Origin of the sequence: Pantoea cypripedii (assembly GCF_011395035.1) — a bacterium.
GTDB classification, from domain to species: domain Bacteria; phylum Pseudomonadota; class Gammaproteobacteria; order Enterobacterales; family Enterobacteriaceae; genus Pantoea; species Pantoea cypripedii_A.
The window spans coordinates 1663144-1681441 of record NZ_CP024768.1 but is presented as its reverse complement, the minus strand read 5'-3'; the positions used below and the strand labels follow the sequence as shown (position 1 = coordinate 1681441).

Below are 18298 nucleotides of genomic sequence, written 5' to 3'. Positions count from 1 at the left end.
GTCAATCACTCTGCGCTCACCGCGTGCACACGGGCGAGAAAATCCCGGGTACGTGGATGGCGAGGAGCGGCGAAAAAGTGTCTGGATTCAGAGACTTCAATAATCGCGCCGTTATCCATAAAAGCGACACGATTTGCCACATCACGTGCGAACCCCATCTCGTGGGTGACGATCACCATGGTCATACCGTCGCGTGCCAGATCGCGCATGACCGCCAGCACTTCCCCCACCAGTTCCGGATCGAGCGCACTGGTCGGTTCATCAAACAACATCAGCGAGGGTTTCATCGCCATGGCGCGGGCGATAGCGACTCGTTGCTGCTGACCACCAGAAAGCGCTGCCGGGCGCGAATGATAACGATGGCTCAGGCCGACGCGATCCAGCAACGCCCTGGCTTCCTCCATCGCCTGGGTGCGTGGCACTTTTTTCACCGTCATCGGCGCTTCCATGACGTTTTCCAGCGCCGTCATATGGCCGAACAAATTGAAGCGCTGAAACACCATGCCGATATTGACGCGGTTGCGCGCCACGTCGGCCTCCTTCAGCTCGTAAAGTTTGTCCCCTTGCAGGCGATACCCCACCATGCCGCCATTGACCCACAACTCACCGCCATCGATTTTCTCCAGATGATTGATACAGCGCAGAAAGGTGGATTTGCCGGAGCCAGACGGGCCAATCAGGCACACCACTTCCCCCTGTTCAACGCTAAGATCCACGCCTTTGAGGATCTCCACGCCGTGAAACGATTTGGTGACCTGTCGGGCATCCACCATTAACGTTTTGCTCATCTCGCCTCCTGTTCGGTCATGTACCAGGTATTCAGGCCACCGCTGTCGAGGATCAGCATCTGGCCGGTAAAAGAGGCCGCTGCATCCGAGGCGAGGAAAGCGACGCTGCGCGCCACCTCATCCCCGCTCACCGGCCGTTGTAGCGGTAAACGTGCCACCTCCTGCGCCAGCAGCGGCTCGTCCGTAGCCCAATGGCTGTCAGAATCACGGATCGGCCCTGGACTGATGCCACAGACGCGAATGCCCCGCGACGCCCATTCGATCGACATTTGTGCCGTGAGGTTAACCACCCCAGCTTTCGACGGACCAAAGGCCCCGGCATTGGGGTAGCAGCGATGGGCCGAAGCGCCCGCAATATTGATGATGACGCCACCCGGAGCCATTAGCCGTACCGTTTCCACACTCATCACAAAGGTGCCGGTCAGCTGGGTGTGCAACACCTGCTGCCACTGATGGTCGCTCAGCTCCAGCAACGGAGCCGCCGCCGTAGCACCGGCGTTATTCACCAGCAGGCACGGCGTGCCGAGGGTCTGCACCACCTGTGCCAGTACCTGCTGCACGGCGTGACGGTCGGTGATATCAACCTGCCAGAACGCCGCGTCTGCTCCCTGTTGCTGGAGCTGAGAAACCGCGCGTTGTGCCGCCTCACGATCGCTGCGTACCAGTAACGCGATGGCATAACCCTGCTGCGCCAGCTCACGGGCCATGTGCAGCCCGACGCCGCGCGAACCGCCGGTAATCAGCGCGGTTTTTACGCTGTGCATAATGTTGGCTCCTGAGTTAAGGCCTGATGGCGCGCCAGCAGCGAGTTGCCACAGATGTAGCCCCAGGTCAGATTGGGACCGAGTGTCGTCCCGGCACCCACCGCTTTGCTGCCAATCGGATTCGCCATTGCCGCACCCGCGCAATACAACCCGGCCAGCGGCTGACCATCCCGATGCAACACGTTGCCGCTGGCATCGGTACGCGGCCCGCCTTTGGTGGCGAGGAAGGTGCGGTTAAAGGGAATAGCAATAAAAGGCGCATGGCAGATCGGTGCCAGACCGCCCTGCAAGTGCCGGTCGGCTTTGCCATGTGCCGCGCTGAGATGGCGCGAGAAATCCATATCCAGCCCCTGTGCGCAGCCCTGATTAAACCGCGCCACACTGGCTTGCAGCGCCCCTTCCGGTAACGCCAGCTGCTGCTCCAGCTGCGCCAGCGTTGCGGCCTGACGGATCCAGCCGGGTGAGCGCCAGCGGTAGTAACGCAGCAGCGGTGCACGCCGCAGCAGACGCGCATCACTGATCAGCCACACCGGCAGCTGCCGTGGCTGTCCCTGTTCATCACGCGCATCCAGCGCTACCCCCAGATTGAAGACAAATTCATTGGTAAAACGCTGACCATGACGATTAACCAGAATCGCGTTGGGTTCGTAATGAAAGAAAATCGACAAGCCACTCCACGGCTGGCCTGGCAGTGCCGGGATACCGCCACTGATGGTGGCCTGATCCATATGCGCCAGCTGCGCACCAGCCGCCTCGGCCATGCGTTGTCCGTCGCCGCTGTTATCCCGTGGGCTGGCGATAAAATCATACGGACCGGGAAAATGCTGGCTGCGGCGTTGTTGATCCCATTCAAAGCCACCGCTGGCGATCACCACGCCGCAGCGTGCCGTCACCTCCATCACCCGCCCCTGATGCCGATAACGCACCCCGCTGACCTGATGGCTGCCGCTCATCAGCAATCGCTCCGCCGCTGCTGCAGTGATCAACTCACAGCCCGCCGCCTGGCAGGCATCGAGCAAACCGGCCACCAGCGCCGCTCCTTTGGTCAGCTCTCCGCGCCACTGGCGACGCAGCAGCTGCGGCAGATGGCGCAGATACGTGCGCACCGGCTGGTGCCAGAGATCGCTGCTCAACAGTTCGTGATAAGTAAACAGACGCGGCAGCGGCGTGGGCCGTAAGCGCCACCGTTGCCGGGGTTGTAACGGCTTTGGTGCCAGCATCCGGCCCTGCTGCACTGCCCCCGCCAGTGGCCATAACGGATCGCTCTCCCTGGTGAGGGCAAAACGCAGTGCGCTGTGTTGTTCAATAAACGCCAGCATCGACGCGGCCTGTTGTGTCATGGCCTGCCACAGCGCATCTTCGGTGCTTTGCCAGCCATCAGGGGCCGCAGCGCGCAAATAATCGAGTGCCAGCTGCGGTGAATCTGTCAGTCCGGCTGCGTGCGCGTGGTGGTTAGCAGGCACCCAGGTGGCACCACCGGACATCGCCGTGGTGCCACCCAGCCAGGCGCTTTTTTCCAGCACCAGCACGGATAAGCCACCGACCGCGGCGCGCAGTGCTGCACACAGCGCCGCACCGCCGGAGCCGATGATCAGCACATCACACTGGCGTTGCTGCACCGTCATAATGGCTGCGTGCTGGTGAGGTTGATGCCGGGTTTATCCAGCTTCATTGCCTCCAGATCCCACTTCTCCATGATCCTGTCGTAAGTGCCGGTTTCATGCAGCACGTTGAGCGCCTTCAGCAGCACATCCGCCAGTTGAGTGTTCTCTTTTGCCACCACGATGCCGAGGTAGTATTTCGGCATCAGCGGCATCTGCACGGTGCGGATCGGATGCGGCGCTTTTTTCTTAATATCATCCACCGAGGCCGCATCATTGAGGACGAAATCCACACGCCCCGAATAGAGGCCCAGCAGCACCGCGTCAGCAGAAGGTAATGTCACCTGCTGGAGCGCCGGTTTGCCGTTTTTGCTGCAGTTCGGGCTGTAGATCTCGCTGATGGCCTTTTCGAAGTCAGTACCGGTCTGCACGCCTACTTTCAGGCCGCACAGGGTCAGCGGATCGTTGGTGATAGATTTCTCACTGGCGAGGGTGTACACCTCGCTGGTGGCGTAGGCATAGTTAACAAATGAAACCTGCTTTTCACGTTCGTCACTGTCAGAGATGCACTCCATCGCCACATCGTAGCGACCACTTTTCACCCCAGGGATCAGCCCGGCGAAATCAATCGACACCGGTTTGACTTTAACCCCCAGCACCTGGCCGAGTGCATCCCACAGATCCGGCTCGAAACCGACCATGGTTTTGTTATCTTCGGCGAAGGATTCGCACGGCGGGTAATGGGCATCGGTAACCAGGTTGAGGGTTTTACTGCTGCGGATTTTTTCCGGCAGCTGGGCATGCAGATCAGCATGCATTTTCAGCGGCGCGTCAGCCGCCTGAACAACATATGGCGTGAGGGCAGAAACCAACAGCGATGCAGCAACAACCAGACTTTTCATTCTCATGCTTTTAACTCCAGTAGAAAGGCAACATGCCTGAAGACCCTGATGACTTAAAAAAGCAAAAAACGAAGATGGTGCGCAGGAAGAATTGCAAGCGCTATGCCAGTTTTTAAATAACTGATTAATTAATCATGAGCGCACAGAGCGCAAGGGATAGCACGCCAGGCGGCATCTGGTGCGGCCTGGCGTGCTGGACAGAGAATCACCAATGGAGTGCAAAAAGTGAGCTGATGGTGCAGACTGCCGGTGCGGATGAATCCGCACCCTACAAACGTAGGGTCGGCATTTATGCCGACCAGGCCAATGACGGCATGCAGACGTAGCGGTTTAGTGATAGATCGGACACCCAGGCAATGCCGGATAACGCGTGCAATCAGCGGTGACTGCCTGCTCGCTATGCGGCGTGCCTGGTGGTGCCCAGCGATAATCCACCATATAGGCACGATAAACGGTGTTCGACACATAATGATCGCGCGGCATCGCTTTGCCATAAAACGGGCTGACATACTCCCAGACGATCTGTCCCTGCGGCGTCACCTGAAACAGCCGTCCGCTCTGCCCTTCATTGATTAGCGTGTTGCCATTCGGCAGACGCTGGGCATTACTGATATAAGCGCTATAAAAGGTGGAGATCGCCAGGCCGGATTTCTCACCGGTGTATTCCCAGACAATCTGCCTGGTCTGCGGGTTCACCTCAATCACGCGCGATGCAGAGAAAAAACCCTGCCGGGTGGGCGGAAAACCGGCATTACCCTGATTATCGAAAATCAGCAAATTACCCGCACCTGGCAGCCCCGGCCCGATCATATGTACATCGTGTTCGCCTATCATCTGATCGAGCGGGCGTGGCAGCGGCGTATCCAGTTTCAGAGCCGGATAATCTGGCCCGATACGCCACACCACTTTGCCGCTGTGGCGATCGATAATCACCGCGACATTGCCGTTGCGCGAGTTAAACAGAATGTTGTCCGGGGCAAACCGTTGATCCCCCTGATCGAACCAGTGATTCGGGCCGAGCGGTGCTGCGGTATTCATATGCAGGAAATCGGCGTCCTCGCTATCGCGGATCATCAATAGTTGCGCCGCAGAAAAGCCCAGTTCATCCAGATGATCGGCCACCGACCAGCTCCACACTTTTTTACCCTGCGGCGAGACCTCTTCAATGCTGTTATCAATAACCCGGTAGTGGTAACCCGGCAGCTGCCGTAACGCAGCACCCAGCACCAGGGTGTTACCATTAGGCAGACGCTGGATTTCATGATGCTGGTGCACCGGCTGCTGCTGGCTGCCGTAGTGCCACTGCACCTTGCCGTTCCAATCCACTTCCGCCACGCTGGCATTCACCAGCCCGTTGCCAGGATTGGCCTCCGCCGCCAGCTTTTGCTGCCGTTCCAGCTGCACCAGCAGATGGCCGGGTTGCCCACCGGCCCGATCCAGCGGCACCGGCCAGCTGGGAAAACCCTCGTATTGCCAGCGGTGCACCTCTTTACCGGTCATATCGATCAGATGGGTTTGGTTATCACTGCCGGGAAACAAAACAAAACCGTTCCAGGCTCGTGCGGGATCGTACCAGGTCACGCCAGTGGGTATGGCACTCGGGATTGCCGAAGCGGTAAAACTGGCTGCCAGTAACAGGCCGCCAGACAACCTTGCCGCATATCGCATGGTTCACCATCCTGTGTCTGAAAAATGAAAAAGCCCTTAAAGGGTAGACGCGAAGGGTGACAGGAATAGTCCGAATGGGGCATGGCAGGAAAAAAAGCAGCGGGCGAACCCGCTGCCTGAAGCATCAGAAGAAGCCGAGTGGCTGGGTGCTGTAGCTCACCAGCAGGTTTTTGGTTTGCTGATAATGATCGAGCATCATTTTGTGGGTTTCGCGGCCAATACCGGATTTTTTGTAACCGCCAAACGCGGCGTGCGCCGGATAGAGATGGTAGCAATTGGTCCACACACGCCCGGCTTTAATCGCACGGCCCATGCGGTAAGCACGGTTGATATCACGCGTCCAGACACCGGCCCCCAGTCCGTACATCGAATCATTGGCGAGGGCGATGGCTTCCGCTTCATCTTTAAAAGTCAGCACGCCCACCACTGGCCCAAAGATTTCCTCCTGGAACACGCGCATACTGTTGCTGCCTTTCAGCAGCGTCGGCTGGATGTAGTAGCCGCTGGCAAACTCTTCACCCACGCTTTCAATGCCGCCGCCATGCAGCACCTGCGCCCCTTCCTGCTGGGCAATCTCCAGATAGGAGAGGATTTTATCAAACTGCTGCTGTGAGGCCTGAGCACCGATCATCGTTTCGGTATCCAGCGGGTTGCCCCGTTTAATGGTTTTGATGCGTTTCATCACCGCCGCCATAAAGGGTTCGAAGATCGACTCCTGTACCAGCGCGCGTGACGGGCAGGTACAGACTTCGCCCTGATTCAGGAAGCCCAGCACCACCCCTTCTGCCGCTTTCTCAATGAAGCTCTCCTCCGCCTGCATAATGTCTTCGAAGAAGATATTCGGGGATTTACCGCCCAGCTCGACAGTCGAAGGAATCAGGCTTTTCGCCGCCAGTTCGAGGATATGGCCACCGGTGGCCGTCGATCCGGTAAAGGCAATTTTGGCGATGCCGGGATGCGAGGCCAGCGCTTCACCGGCTTCTTTACCGTAGCCATGCACCACGTTGATCACACCGGGCGGCACCAGGTCTTTAATCAGCTCCATAAACAGGGTGATGGATAGCGGCGTCTGTTCCGCCGGTTTCAGCACCACGCAGTTACCGGCTCCCAGCGCCGGTGCCAGTTTCCACGCCGCCATCAGCAACGGGAAATTCCACGGGATAATCTGCCCCACCACGCCCAGCGGTTCATGGAAGTGGTAAGACGCGGTGAATTCATCGATTTCTGCCGCCGTACCTTCCTGGGCGCGCACGCAACCGGCGAAATAGCGGAAGTGATCCACTGCCAGTGGCATATCGGCAGCGAGGGTTTCGCGCACCGGTTTGCCATTATCCCAGGTTTCATTCACAGCCAGGTATTCGAGATTTTCCTCCAGGCGGTCGGCGATTTTCAGCAGTACCAATGAACGAGCCTGCGGCGACGTTTTACCCCAGGCATCCGCAGCCGCATGCGCGGCAGCGACAGCATTATCGACATCATCGCGGTCTGAGCGCGGGAACTCACCAATGGGTGAGGTATTGATCGGCGAGGTGTTGACGAAGTAATTACCGTTAACCGGTGCGACAAACTCACCGTTGATAAAGTTGCCATAACGCTGTTGTAGTGTAATCAGAGAACCTTGTTCTCCAGGAGCGGCATAACGCATGGGTTTTCTCCTTGCGGGACAGAGGTGGTATGCAACAACTTTGAAACCTGTTATTAACATTGATCGATCAATGCCAACCTGTCAGATCTGCCGATGGGAAACTGTGACCGCGCCGAAGGAAAACCGGTGCGGTGTTATCTGTTTGAGCTCTACGGATAATTCTGAGTTTTGCCTGCCACGCAGCAAAAAGCGAAACATGGCCCATAAATAGGGTCAATATGAAACAGGACACTAACCAGGAGAAAGAGATGTTGGCTTCAGCCCTGACGTTAATGCGCGCCAAAGCAAACTTTGTTCATCAGTTCATTCGCAACCCCCGCAAGATGGGAAGTATTACCCCCTCCTCCGCCACGCTGTGTCGCACCATGACGGATGCCGTGAACTGGGACCACAGCCTGCGTATTGCTGAGCTGGGAGCAGGAGATGGCGTACTGACGCGGCAGATTCTGGACCGCATGTCACCGCAGGCCCAACTGGATGTGTTTGAGATCAGCCCGGAGCTGGTGAAGACGCTGCGTACCTTCCCGGATGACCGTATGCAGGTACGCGCCTGTTCAGCGGAATATTTGTCCGGAGAATATGATGCCATCTTCTCCGGTCTGCCTTTGCTGTCGCTGCCGCCGACCACGCGCGAAGCGATTCTGCACGCGGTGCATGATGCGCTGGGTCCACGTGGCGTGTTTGTGCAGTTTCAGTACACCTCGCTCACGCAGCCCAGCCTGTCACGCTATTTCACCTGGCAGCGTCAGCGGGTGCTGAAAAATGTGCCCCCCGCCTGGGTTTATCGCTGCACCCGTCACTACGCGCCCTGAGCCTGCACGCGCGGCTGAGGCCGCGTTTGTTGCCAGAAGCTGCGCAGCAGTTCCCGCGCCCAATCTTCCCCCGCCAGTTCACTGCCGTCATCAGACTCACCCTCTGGCAGACAAGCGAGCATAATGTTGCGACTGAATTCCGGGTGGAATTGTACCGATAACGCCTGAGCGGAATAACGCAAAATCTGACAACCATCCTGTGCAGAGGACGCCAGCACCTGCGCCTGCGCCGGAGGGGTGATCACCGACTGGCGATGCGACAACCAGGCCTCGAAATCCTCCGGCAGCGCAGCCAGCCACGGATCGTTTTCCGCCTGCGGGTGGCGCGTCAGCGCTTTGAGTCCCCGCTCCCAGCCATTGGGGTTATCGGCCACTTTACCGCCCAGCGCATAGGCCATCAGCTGATGCCCGTAGCAGACGCCAAGCAGCGGCAGTTCCGCTTCCAGCGCGGCGCGAATCCAGGCGGCGGTGCGTTCACTCCATTCGGCATGATCGGTGACCATCGCCCAGGAACCACTGAGGATCGCCCCACTGATGCTGTCAAATACGGGCAGCGCATCGCCAAGGTGCGGACGCACAATCACGTAATCAGCAGGCTGCAATGCCAGCGCATCAATAAACCAGGCGGGTTGTTCACCAATTTGCGCCACAACGGCCGGTGGCGGGACTTCAAGCTGAATTAAGGCAAGGGGTAAAGCGCGGGTCTGTGTCATTCCGAAGACTGTCCTCTGCAAGGTCATATTTCGGAAAACCAGTCTGACAGTAATTACCTGCGATGTCTTATATTTTTCGTGGTTAAGCATTTAAAGAAATTATTTTTACCCGGCCTGCACCAAATACTTCGCTTCATGCCATGATTAGCCGGTGAGAGCAAAATTTGTGTGAAGGATGACATTGTGGCGGTGCGGCATTTTTTTGTGGTTCTGATGGTGGTTTCCATCTGGGCCTTCAATAACATAGCGATAAAGTGGGGATTGCTGGAGCTTCCGCCACTGTTCCTGACCTGGATGCGCTTTGTGGTGGTGGCGATTGTACTGATCCCCTTCTGCCGCATCACCCGTGAGCAATTGCCGTGGTTGCTGGCGCTGGCCTTCACCTTCGGTTTTATGCACTTCTCGCTGTTGTTTGTCGGTATGCGTTATACCGACGCCGGGACCGGCGCGATTGTGGTGCAGCTCGGCACCCCGATTGCCATGCTGCTGGCGATGGTGATACTGAAAGAGAAACTCCGCCTGGTGCAGCTGATTGGCATCGCGATTTCCCTGAGCGGTGTGGTGGTGCTGTCCGGCAGCCCGACGATTCCGGCCTGGTGGGTACTTTGTATCCTGCTGTGCAGCGCCACCGGCTGGGCGGTAAGCAATATGATCGTGAAAAAATCCCCGCCGATTAAGCCACTGACCCTGACCGGATGGATTTCGTTTCTGGCAGTGCCGATTGTCGGCGTGGCGTCATGGCTCACTGAATCACAACAATTTTATTCGTTGAGCCATGCTGGCTGGCGTGGCTGGTTTGGCATTCTTTACAGCGCACTCGCCTCGTCTATCGTCGCCTATACCCTGTGGTACGCGCTGCTGAAAAAGTACAACGTCAATCTGATCATGCCCTACTCGCTGCTGACCCCGGTGCTGGCGGTGCTGATGGGGATTGCTATTCTGGGCGATAGCCTGAACAGTTTTAAGATCCTGGGTGCATCTCTGGTGGTACTGGGTACGGCAATTGCAGTGATTAACCTGCGTAATCTGCGCATGCACGCGCGTTTTCCGCGTCTGCGCCGTCGCTGATCGACTTGAGAACCGCGATTTATCCGGAGGCTTCGCATGGATTATTCACTCGCTGCCGCACTCTGGCAGCAGATGTGGCAGGGATTACGCGGCGCAGACGACACCGCTCCCCCGCTGGTCTTTTCCCAACCCGATACCTTTCGTTCCCGCTACGCTGTCAGTGAACTGGCCGCCACCAGCATCGGCCTGGCGACCCAGGCGCTGAGCGATTTACTGGGCCGTCCGGCACCGGTAAGTGTGAATGTGCGACTGGCCTCGCGCTGGTTCCAGCATAGCTTTATCCCCCTGAATCGCCCGGCCGCTGCGCTGTGGGACCCGTTTGCCGGTGACTATGCCACCGCTGATGGCTGGATCCGCCTGCATACCAACGCGCCACATCATCGGCAGGCGATGGAAAGCGTGCTCGGCGTTCATGCGGATCGCGCCGCGCTGGCGGCGGAAGTCATGGCGTGGTCAGCCGGGACACTGGAGCAAGCGGTGGTGGATGCGGGCGGGTGCGCCGCCGCAATGCGCAGCGTGCAGCAGTGGCAACAACATCCGCAGGGGATTGCCGTCAGCCAGGAACCGTTGTTCGCCCAGCAACCCATCGCGGGCGGGACAATCCCCGACTGGCCGCTGAGCGCAGCACGTCCGTTGTACGGCATCCGCGTGCTGGATCTGACGCGCATCATTGCTGGCCCGGTCGCCACCCGTTTTCTCGCCAGCCTCGGTGCCAGGGTGCTGCGTATCGATCCCCCCGACTGGCAGGAACCGACGCTGGAAGAGGAGATCACCAGCGGCAAACGCTGCGCCCGGCTGGACCTGAAAAGCCGTAACGGGCTGGCACAGCTACGCAGCCTGCTGGCCCAGGCCGATGTGCTGGTGCATGGCTATCGCGCTGATGCGCTGGAGAAACTGGGGCTGGATACCGCCACACGCCAGCAGCTATCACCGGGACTGGTGGATGTCAGCCTGAATGCCTGGGGATGGAGCGGTCCGTGGCGCAATCGACGCGGTTTCGACAGCCTGGTACAGATGGCCTGCGGCATTGCGCATCAGGGGATGCAGTGGAGCGGTAGCGCGACACCCACGCCCTTACCGGTGCAGGCGCTGGATCACGCCACCGGTTATATGCTGGCGGCCGCAGTACTGGAAGGGTTACGCCAGCGGCGTAACAACGGCAGCGGCTGGCAGGCACGTTTGTCGCTGGCGCGCACTGCGCTGCTGTTGCAGCAACACGGTTTTGCGCCAGGCAATGAGCAGACCGGCATCGCCTCTCAATCCGATGATGTCCTGCCCACGCTGGAAATTACCCACTGGGGCATTGGCGCAAGGCTGCGTGCCGCGTCATACCTGCCAGGCACGCCACAGCTGTGGGCGACACCGGGCGTGCCTCTCGGCAGCAGCAGCGCCCACTGGTAAGTTACTCGGCGTCGTCTTCGCTTTCCGCCAGCTCATCGCGCATCGCCTGAATAGCTTCGCGGCTCAGCATCGCCAGCGTGCGGTAGAACGCGGTGCTGGCATGCGCTTCCACTTTGCCAAGGAACGCACCGCACCATGGCAGCAGGTAATCATCAAACAACGCCAGTTGTGCGGCAGATTCATCTTCCGCCGACTGGTCTTCCAGCCAGGAAGCCGCCAGCAGCAGCTGACCGAAATGATCGGCAGGGGCTTCACCGAGTGGCATCCCGCGCGAGCTAAGAAACGCACGCACTTCAGCTTCGGTTGGCCCGTTCGGCCACTGCGACGCATAAGGCGGCACGCTGCAATCGCTGCCGACGAATAAGGCATTGTAATCGGCCGCCAGCGCCTGCGGATCGCTGTTCTGTTGCAGCCGGGTCAGCAGTTCATCCTGCTCCAGCGGCCACTGCGCCTGTAATTTGCCTTCACGTAACAAGGTGAAAAGCGGCACCAGCAGCGGGTCCTGCGGCTGACGATTGAACAGCGAGCCGATGACGCGGCAAAGAATGGAAAACTCATTCATACAACAGGATTCCTTGAGGCAAAAAAGTTAAAAATCCGCCAGTTCGGCAATGTGCTTGCCGGTGCGCTGCTCAAGAAAATCGAGCAGGCGGCGCGGCGTGACATTTAACACGCGATCTTCGGGAAAATCCACTTCCCGCGTGATGCGCAGGCAATGCTCGAAATGACCGAGGGTGAAGGCGGTATGGGAATCGGAGCCAAACGCCAGACGGCCACCGGCATCACGCACCGCTTCAGCGATGGCGCGACAGTTGGGCTCACTGCCCGGACGCGAATGGGTGAATGACGAGTTGTTGATCTCCAGCGCCACATCATAATGCGCGGCCGCTTCGGCGATGGCGCGGATATCTACCGGAAACTTAGGATTCCCCGGATGGCTGATGATATGCACCAGGCCACCGGCCATGGCGGCGATCATCGCTTCGGTATGGTGGGCTTTATCACGCGGGGCATACACCGGCTCATGAAAACCGGCTACGATCAAATCCAGCGCATCCAGCATCGGGCCGCTACAGTCGATCTCGCCCTGCTGATTTTTGATATTGGCTTCAATGCCACGCAGCACGCCGACACCATCAATCACGCGCGGCCAGATGCGCATGTTGACGAAGTGCCAGTAATGTGGCGCATCGGCCATATCCGGACCGTGATCGGTAATCGCGAACAGCTTCAGACCGTTTTGTTTCGCCTGCACCACATAGTCATGCAGCGTGCTGTAGGCATGGGTACTGGCAACGGTATGCATATGTAAATCGACGGGATACATCGGCTTCTCCTGACAGGCCGTCTGCAACAGGCAAACGGCAAAATGAATTAATAACCGCGCTGACGATCAACCAGACCGGGAGCCGGTAACCCCTGCTCCAGCTTCAGTATGGCATCTGCAATATAATCCATCGCCTCTTGCGGCAACGTCATCGCAGCATTATGTGGCGTAATTGTGACATGCGGATGTGACCACAGCGGATGATCTGCCGGTAATGGCTCGGTCTGGAATACATCCAGCGTCGCGGCCGCCAGTTGCCCGCTGTTGAGCGCCGCCAGCAAATCGTCTTCAACGACGTGTGCGCCACGCGCGATATTGAGGAAGAACGCCCCCTGCGGCAGACAGCTAAACAATTTTTTGTCGATCAGGTGGGTGGTTTCTGGGGTGGTCGGCAACAGGTCAATCAACACCTGAGTGCCGTCAAGAAAGGCTGCCAGCTGATCAGCACCGTGAAAGGTTTCAATGCCTGCGAGTGATTTCGCTGAGCGGCTCCAGCAACGTACCGGAAAACCCCACTGGATCAGGCTCTGCGCCACGCTGCGGCCCAGCACGCCAGCGCCGAGGATACCAATGGTGAAATTTTCCCGCGTGTAACCATCAAGCTGCTGCCACTGCGCCTGCTGTTGCAGGTGTTGATAGTCAGCGAAGCGCCGGAACCAGCCCAGTACACACCAGGTGGCATACTCCTGCATCTGTAGCGCCATACCGGTATCTTCCAGCCGGAACAAGGGGACGTCTGCCGCTAGCATCTGCGGATGCTGCTGTACCTGATTGAGGATTTCGTCTACGCCTGCCCCCATACCGAATACGCCTTTTAAGGCCCGTCCGCTCAGCATTTCCACCGGCGGTGAACGCACCACCGCATAATCCGCCGGGGCGTTATCGCCTGGTTGCCAGTAGCGCACCCGCGCCTGCGGTAATCGCTGTTGCAACCCACTGAGCCAGCTCTCGGGGTCTATCGACGGGTGATACCAGATGATCTCCATACTGCTCTCCTTTTTTTCTTTCAGACTCAGGGAAATAGCGCCGCAGGGCAAGTAAAAACCTTAGCGTTAATGCAATTTCTGCCGTGATTAATTCAGGGTGCTTCACATTTCCGGCGCTGCGGGCGGCCATCCCCCCCGATAGCGACTAAAGTTGTTTGGGTGGTCAATGCGTTAGCGCACCACTTTTTCGGACAAGGAGAAAAACCGATGATAAAAAATGTCGTATTCACGCCGGGGCATTTTCGCCTGTTACTCAGTAGCGCCCTGCTGATGGGGGCCGTCACTGCCGGGGCCGCAGATAACAACCGTATGCTCAGTAGCCAGCCACAACCTCCGGATGTGCGTCTCGGGCCACTCTTCAATGCCGTACAACAGGCTAAGTTTTATCCGGACCAGAAAACCTTTGCCGATGCGGTGCCGAAATATAATCCCTCTTCCATTCTTGCCGACTGGCAGATGCAAAAGAACCAGCGCAACTTCGATTTAAAACATTTCGTCGATGCCAATTTCACCTTGCCTGCCACGCAGGATAAATATGTGCCGCCTGCCGGGCAGAGCCTGCGGGCGCATATTGATGGCCTGTGGCCGGTCCTGACCCGTTCCACACCCAATACCGGCCAGTACGATTCGCTGCTGCCGCTGCCGAAACCCTATGTGGTTCCCGGTGGCCGCTTCCGTGAGGTGTATTACTGGGACAGCTACTTCACCATGCTTGGTCTGGCGGAGAGCGGTCACTGGGATCGGGTACAGGATATGGTGGATAACTTCGCCTCGGAGCTTGATCGTTACGGCCATATCCCCAACGGCAACCGCAGCTACTATCTGAGCCGTTCACAACCGCCGTTCTTTAGTCTGATGATCGATTTGCTGGCAACCCATGACGGCGAGAGTGTCTATACGAAGTATCTGCCGCAGTTGCAGAAGGAATATAACTACTGGATGGCAGGCAGTGACAACGTTGCCCCGGGTCAGGCGAGCCAGAGGGTTGTCAAACTGAGCGACGGCACCCTGCTCAATCGCTACTGGGACGATCGTGATGTGCCGCGCACCGAATCCTGGCTGGACGACGTCAACACCGCGCAGAAGGCACCGCAACGCGATAAAAAGCAGGTGTATCGCGATCTGCGTGCAGGTGCAGCCTCCGGCTGGGATTTCAGTTCCCGCTGGTTTACTGATGCGCATAATCTGGCATCAATCCGCACCACGCAGCTGGCACCTGTCGATCTGAACAGTCTGCTGTTCCATCTGGAACAAACCTTAGCCAAAGCGGAGAAGCTGGCGAAAAACAACGATCAGGCACAGCAGTTTGCTGCACAGGCAGAAAAACGCCAGGCGGCGATTAACCGTTATCTGTGGAATGAGCAACAGGGTTGGTACGCCGATTACAACTGGCAGAAAAAGCAGGTGCAACCGCAGCTGACCGCCGCCACCCTGTTCCCGCTTTATATGCAGCTCGCCAGTGATAAACAGGCGGATCGCACGGCTGGCGCAGTAGAGAAACAGCTGCTGAAACCCGGTGGACTGGTGACCACCACGGTGAATAACGGCCAGCAATGGGATGCACCGAATGGCTGGGCACCCTTGCAATGGGTGGCCGTGACCGGGCTGGAGCATTATAAGCAACCGCAACTGGCGCAGCAGATTGGTCAGCGCTTCCTGCAAAACGTCCAGATGACCTACGACAAACAGCATAAACTGGTAGAAAAATACGTGGTGGAAGGTGCCCAGCTTGGCGGTGGCGGCGGTGGTGAATATCCCCTGCAGGACGGCTTCGGCTGGACCAACGGCGTGACGCTGATGCTGCTCGACAAATATTGTCCGAAAGATAAAACCTGTAACAGCGCACGGGATATTCCCAATATGCCGACGCTGACTGCCATACATTGATCGACAAGCCGTAGCGGCGCGATTTATCGCGCGGGTGTTAAAAGGCGCGCGATAAATCGCGCCGCTACAGGCATTGCACCTTAATACCCTTCCCCTTTCAGCTGTAAATTTTCCTCACAGCAATCCGGTGATTTTTTTACATCTTGAAATGTCTTTATCTAAAAGATAATAATTCTCACTCTTATACCTATTTCCATTAACGATCTTTTGGCAATCGACTGCCCTTTTTGTCTAAGGAATTATCATGACCCGCCTGTTTACCCTCAAACGTGGCCGCCTGCTGTGTGCGCTGGCCATCGCTTTACCTGGCCTCAGCTTTGCTGAAGACTCACTGGTCGTCACTGCGCAGCCACAGGAAAGCGCCACCTCACCGACCCAGGGCTACCTTGCCACCCGCAGCAGCGGCGCGAGTAAAACTGACCAGCCCCTCATCACCACACCGCAGTCGATTTCGGTGGTAACACGGCAGCAGATGGATGATCAGGGTGCCACCGATCTCAACCAGGCGCTGAATTACACCCCCGGCGTGTTCACCAACTTTGGCGGTGCCGCCACCCGCTATGACACCATCTCGCTGCGCGGCTTCCACGGTGGCGATGTGGATAACACCTTCCTCGACGGCCTGCGCGTGATGAGCGATGGCGGCAGCTTTAATATTTTGCAGGTGGACCCGTGGTTTCTCGATCGTATCGACGTGATTAAAGGGCCTTCTTCGGCGCTGTATGGTCAGACGGTGCCTGGTGGCCTGGTGAATATGGTCAGCAAGCGCCCGCAGTTCTCCGAAGAGGGACATTTCCGGCTGTCAACCGGTACCCATGCCACCAATAGCGCCGCCTTTGATTACACCAATGCGATAAACGATCAATGGGCGTTTCGTCTCACCGGCATCACCCGCAACAGCGACACCCAATACGATCATACCCGTGAAGAAAAATACGCGATTTCGCCACAGCTGATGTGGCAACCGGATGAAGATACCAGCCTGATTCTGCGTGCTTACCTGCAAAAAGATCCTTCTGGCGGTTATCACGGTTCCGTCCCTGCTGAAGGTACGCTCTACAGCCATAATGGCCGCAAACTGAGCGACAGTTTCTATGAAGGGGATAGCGCTCTCGATCAGTTCAAACGTCACGAGCAGATTTACAGCTATGATTTCTCCCATCGTTTTAATGAAGTGTGGTCGGTGCATGCCACCGGTAGCTACAGCCACTCCAATGTCGATTTGGATCAGGTCTACCAGATTGGCTGGGATGCCAGCAATCCGGACCTGCTGACTCGTTATTATTCCGGTGAACGCTCCTCGCTGTCGGCCTGGGCGACGGATAACCAGTTGCAGGCAGATTTCACTACCGGCGCACTGCAACATCGTGTCACCCTCGGCGCTGAGTATCATCGTTATAAGAACGATATTTTGAGCGCCAGCGGCTATGCCAGTTCACTCAATCCGTGGACCGGCGCAGCGGTGGGTACCATGCCGGATTACGACTGGGCCGCAGAGACGCGTCGTTATTATCAGACCGGTCTCTATTTGCAGGATGAGTTACAGCTGGATCGCTGGCATATGGATCTTTCCGGTCGTTACGATCGTATCGTCTCCGAAAATGGCACCAGCCGACGTCAGGACGACCATATCAGTGGCCGCGCGGCTCTGCTGTATGCCTTCGATAATGGTATTTCCCCTTACGTCAGCTGGAGCCAGGCGATCACCCCCGCCTCGCTGACCGACCCCTATGGCAACCAGCTGAAACCGACCACCTCTGAACAATATGAGGCCGGAGTGAAATACCAGCCGGTGGGCACGCGGGATATGTACTCGATTGCGGTGTACGACCTGACGCAAAACGATGTCGCCAACCGTGACGTGATCTCCGGGACCTATACACCTTCCGGTAAGGTCCATTCGCAGGGAATTGAACTGGAGGCTCGCAATCAGCTCACCCCACGCTTCAGTACCCTCGCCGGATACACGCTGAACCATCTGCGCTTTAAAGACTCGGTGGATGGTAACGATGGCCATACGCCTTATGTCACCCCCAACAGCATGGCGTCCTTCTGGGGACATTATCAGTTCGATTATGGGCTGAGTGCCGGTGCGGGGATACGTTACATTGGCAAGCAATGGGCCGATAACGAAAACACCACGCGTCTGCCGTCGGTGACGCTGTTTGATGCTTCAGTGCGGGCTGATTTGAGTGCGTGGAATTCAGGCCTGAAAGGGGCGTGGTTGCAGGTGACGGCCAATAACCTGACGGATCGTAAATACCTCGCGGCCTGTTATGGTACCGGTTATTGCTACCGTGGTGCGGAACGTACCGTGACGGCAACGATTGGTTATGATTTTTAACGCTTAAACAAAGCCGATCCCGTAGCGGCGCGATTTATCGCGCGGGTTTTAAAAGACGCGCGATAAATCGCGCCGCTACGGATTTCGGTAATTACTAGCTGCGAACTTTACGGTAAATCCACAGCACCACGATGGAACCAATGACCGCCACCACGAAGCTGCCGAAGTTAAATCCATCCACCTTACCAAAGCCAAACAGGGTACTGATCCAGCCGCCAACAACCGCACCCACCACGCCGAGCACCACGGTCATAATAAATCCGCCGCCGTCTTTACCTGGCATAATCCATTTAGCAATAATCCCGGCAATCAGGCCAAAAATGATCCATGAAAGAATACCCATTTGTTGCTCCTTACTTTATTAATCAAGGTGTTCACAGCGCTAAGTATAG

General features: G+C 57.4%; 17 protein-coding genes. 6 read left to right on the top strand and 11 right to left on the bottom strand.

Features of this window, described 5'->3' with window-relative positions; all coding sequences use genetic code 11:
* Nucleotides 1-5: 5 nt before the first annotated feature.
* The 4 genes from CUN67_RS07815 to CUN67_RS07800 are packed head-to-tail and all read right to left on the bottom strand — an operon-like array spanning nucleotide 6 to nucleotide 4061.
* Nucleotides 6-788, bottom strand: a complete 783-nt coding sequence (locus CUN67_RS07815) for an amino acid ABC transporter ATP-binding protein (protein ID WP_302882403.1) — start codon at nucleotides 786-788, stop codon at nucleotides 6-8.
* On the bottom strand, nucleotides 785-1552 hold the full coding sequence (locus CUN67_RS07810) for an SDR family NAD(P)-dependent oxidoreductase (protein ID WP_208714714.1): 768 nt from the start codon (nucleotides 1550-1552) through the stop codon (nucleotides 785-787). The genes CUN67_RS07815 and CUN67_RS07810 overlap by 4 nt, the downstream gene beginning before the upstream one ends.
* Nucleotides 1540-3177: an FAD-dependent oxidoreductase gene (locus CUN67_RS07805; protein WP_208714713.1), complete on the bottom strand. Its 1638-nt coding sequence runs from the start codon at nucleotides 3175-3177 to the stop codon at nucleotides 1540-1542. The genes CUN67_RS07810 and CUN67_RS07805 overlap by 13 nt, the downstream gene beginning before the upstream one ends.
* Nucleotides 3174-4061 carry an ABC transporter substrate-binding protein gene (locus tag CUN67_RS07800; RefSeq protein WP_208714712.1) on the bottom strand — a complete coding sequence of 296 codons (888 nt, stop codon included), beginning with the start codon at nucleotides 4059-4061 and terminating at the stop codon, nucleotides 3174-3176. The genes CUN67_RS07805 and CUN67_RS07800 overlap by 4 nt, the downstream gene beginning before the upstream one ends.
* A 128-nt stretch (nucleotides 4062-4189) precedes the next feature.
* On the opposite strand from CUN67_RS07800, the gene CUN67_RS07795 reads away from it, so the two are divergent.
* Nucleotides 4190-4381 (top strand): hypothetical protein, encoded by a 192-nt coding sequence (locus CUN67_RS07795; protein WP_208714711.1) that lies wholly within the window; start codon nucleotides 4190-4192, stop codon nucleotides 4379-4381.
* A gap of 4 nt (nucleotides 4382-4385) precedes the next feature.
* Here the strand turns inward: CUN67_RS07795 and CUN67_RS07790 are convergent, their stop codons facing one another.
* A complete protein-coding gene (locus tag CUN67_RS07790; protein WP_208714710.1) occupies nucleotides 4386-5723 on the bottom strand; it encodes an aryl-sulfate sulfotransferase in 1338 nt (445 codons plus the stop codon).
* Between the two features lie 124 nt (nucleotides 5724-5847).
* Nucleotides 5848-7368, bottom strand: a complete 1521-nt coding sequence (exaC, locus tag CUN67_RS07785; protein ID WP_208714709.1) for an acetaldehyde dehydrogenase ExaC — start codon at nucleotides 7366-7368, stop codon at nucleotides 5848-5850.
* A 248-nt stretch (nucleotides 7369-7616) separates the two neighbouring features.
* Between exaC and CUN67_RS07780 the strand changes: the two genes are divergently transcribed.
* On the top strand, nucleotides 7617-8180 hold the full coding sequence (locus CUN67_RS07780; RefSeq protein ID WP_208714708.1) for a class I SAM-dependent methyltransferase: 564 nt from the start codon (nucleotides 7617-7619) through the stop codon (nucleotides 8178-8180).
* Here the strand turns inward: CUN67_RS07780 and CUN67_RS07775 are convergent.
* Nucleotides 8168-8893 (bottom strand): glutamine amidotransferase, encoded by a 726-nt coding sequence (locus CUN67_RS07775; RefSeq protein ID WP_208714707.1) that lies wholly within the window; start codon nucleotides 8891-8893, stop codon nucleotides 8168-8170. The genes CUN67_RS07780 and CUN67_RS07775 overlap by 13 nt on opposite strands.
* A 183-nt stretch (nucleotides 8894-9076) precedes the next feature.
* Between CUN67_RS07775 and CUN67_RS07770 the strand changes: the two genes are divergently transcribed.
* Both CUN67_RS07770 and CUN67_RS07765 read left to right on the top strand, forming a co-directional pair.
* Nucleotides 9077-9961 carry a DMT family transporter gene (locus CUN67_RS07770; RefSeq protein ID WP_208717104.1) on the top strand — a complete coding sequence of 295 codons (885 nt, stop codon included), beginning with the start codon at nucleotides 9077-9079 and terminating at the stop codon, nucleotides 9959-9961.
* A 36-nt stretch (nucleotides 9962-9997) separates the two neighbouring features.
* A complete protein-coding gene (locus CUN67_RS07765) occupies nucleotides 9998-11362 on the top strand; it encodes a CoA transferase (RefSeq protein WP_208714706.1) in 1365 nt (454 codons plus the stop codon).
* Nucleotide 11363: 1 nt separating this feature from the next.
* Here CUN67_RS07765 and CUN67_RS07760 read toward each other — a convergent pair whose 3' ends face one another.
* Genes CUN67_RS07760 through ghrA form a run of 3 tightly spaced genes read right to left on the bottom strand, consistent with a single transcriptional unit; the run spans nucleotide 11364 to nucleotide 13675 of the window.
* Nucleotides 11364-11924, bottom strand: coding sequence for a TorD/DmsD family molecular chaperone (locus CUN67_RS07760; protein WP_208714705.1), 561 nt, complete (start codon nucleotides 11922-11924; stop codon nucleotides 11364-11366).
* Between the two features lie 27 nt (nucleotides 11925-11951).
* Nucleotides 11952-12689: a phosphatase gene (locus tag CUN67_RS07755; protein ID WP_208714704.1), complete on the bottom strand. Its 738-nt coding sequence runs from the start codon at nucleotides 12687-12689 to the stop codon at nucleotides 11952-11954.
* A gap of 47 nt (nucleotides 12690-12736) precedes the next feature.
* Nucleotides 12737-13675, bottom strand: coding sequence for a glyoxylate/hydroxypyruvate reductase GhrA (gene ghrA, locus CUN67_RS07750; RefSeq protein WP_208714703.1), 939 nt, complete (start codon nucleotides 13673-13675; stop codon nucleotides 12737-12739).
* Between the two features lie 207 nt (nucleotides 13676-13882).
* Here ghrA and treA point away from each other — a divergent pair, with 207 nt between their 5' ends.
* Together treA and CUN67_RS07740 are read left to right on the top strand one after the other, a co-directional pair.
* The gene (gene treA / locus CUN67_RS07745; protein WP_208714702.1) at nucleotides 13883-15562 is read left to right on the top strand and encodes an alpha,alpha-trehalase TreA; all 1680 of its coding nucleotides are present in this window, start codon (nucleotides 13883-13885) and stop codon (nucleotides 15560-15562) included.
* 244 nt (nucleotides 15563-15806) lie between these two features.
* Complete coding sequence (locus CUN67_RS07740; RefSeq protein ID WP_208714701.1) at nucleotides 15807-17906, top strand: TonB-dependent siderophore receptor; 2100 nt, start codon at nucleotides 15807-15809, stop codon at nucleotides 17904-17906.
* A 94-nt stretch (nucleotides 17907-18000) separates the two neighbouring features.
* Here CUN67_RS07740 and CUN67_RS07735 read toward each other — a convergent pair whose 3' ends face one another.
* Entirely contained in the window at nucleotides 18001-18249 is a 249-nt protein-coding gene (locus CUN67_RS07735; RefSeq protein ID WP_208714700.1) for a GlsB/YeaQ/YmgE family stress response membrane protein, read from the bottom strand.
* Between the last annotated feature and the right edge of the window lie 49 nt (nucleotides 18250-18298).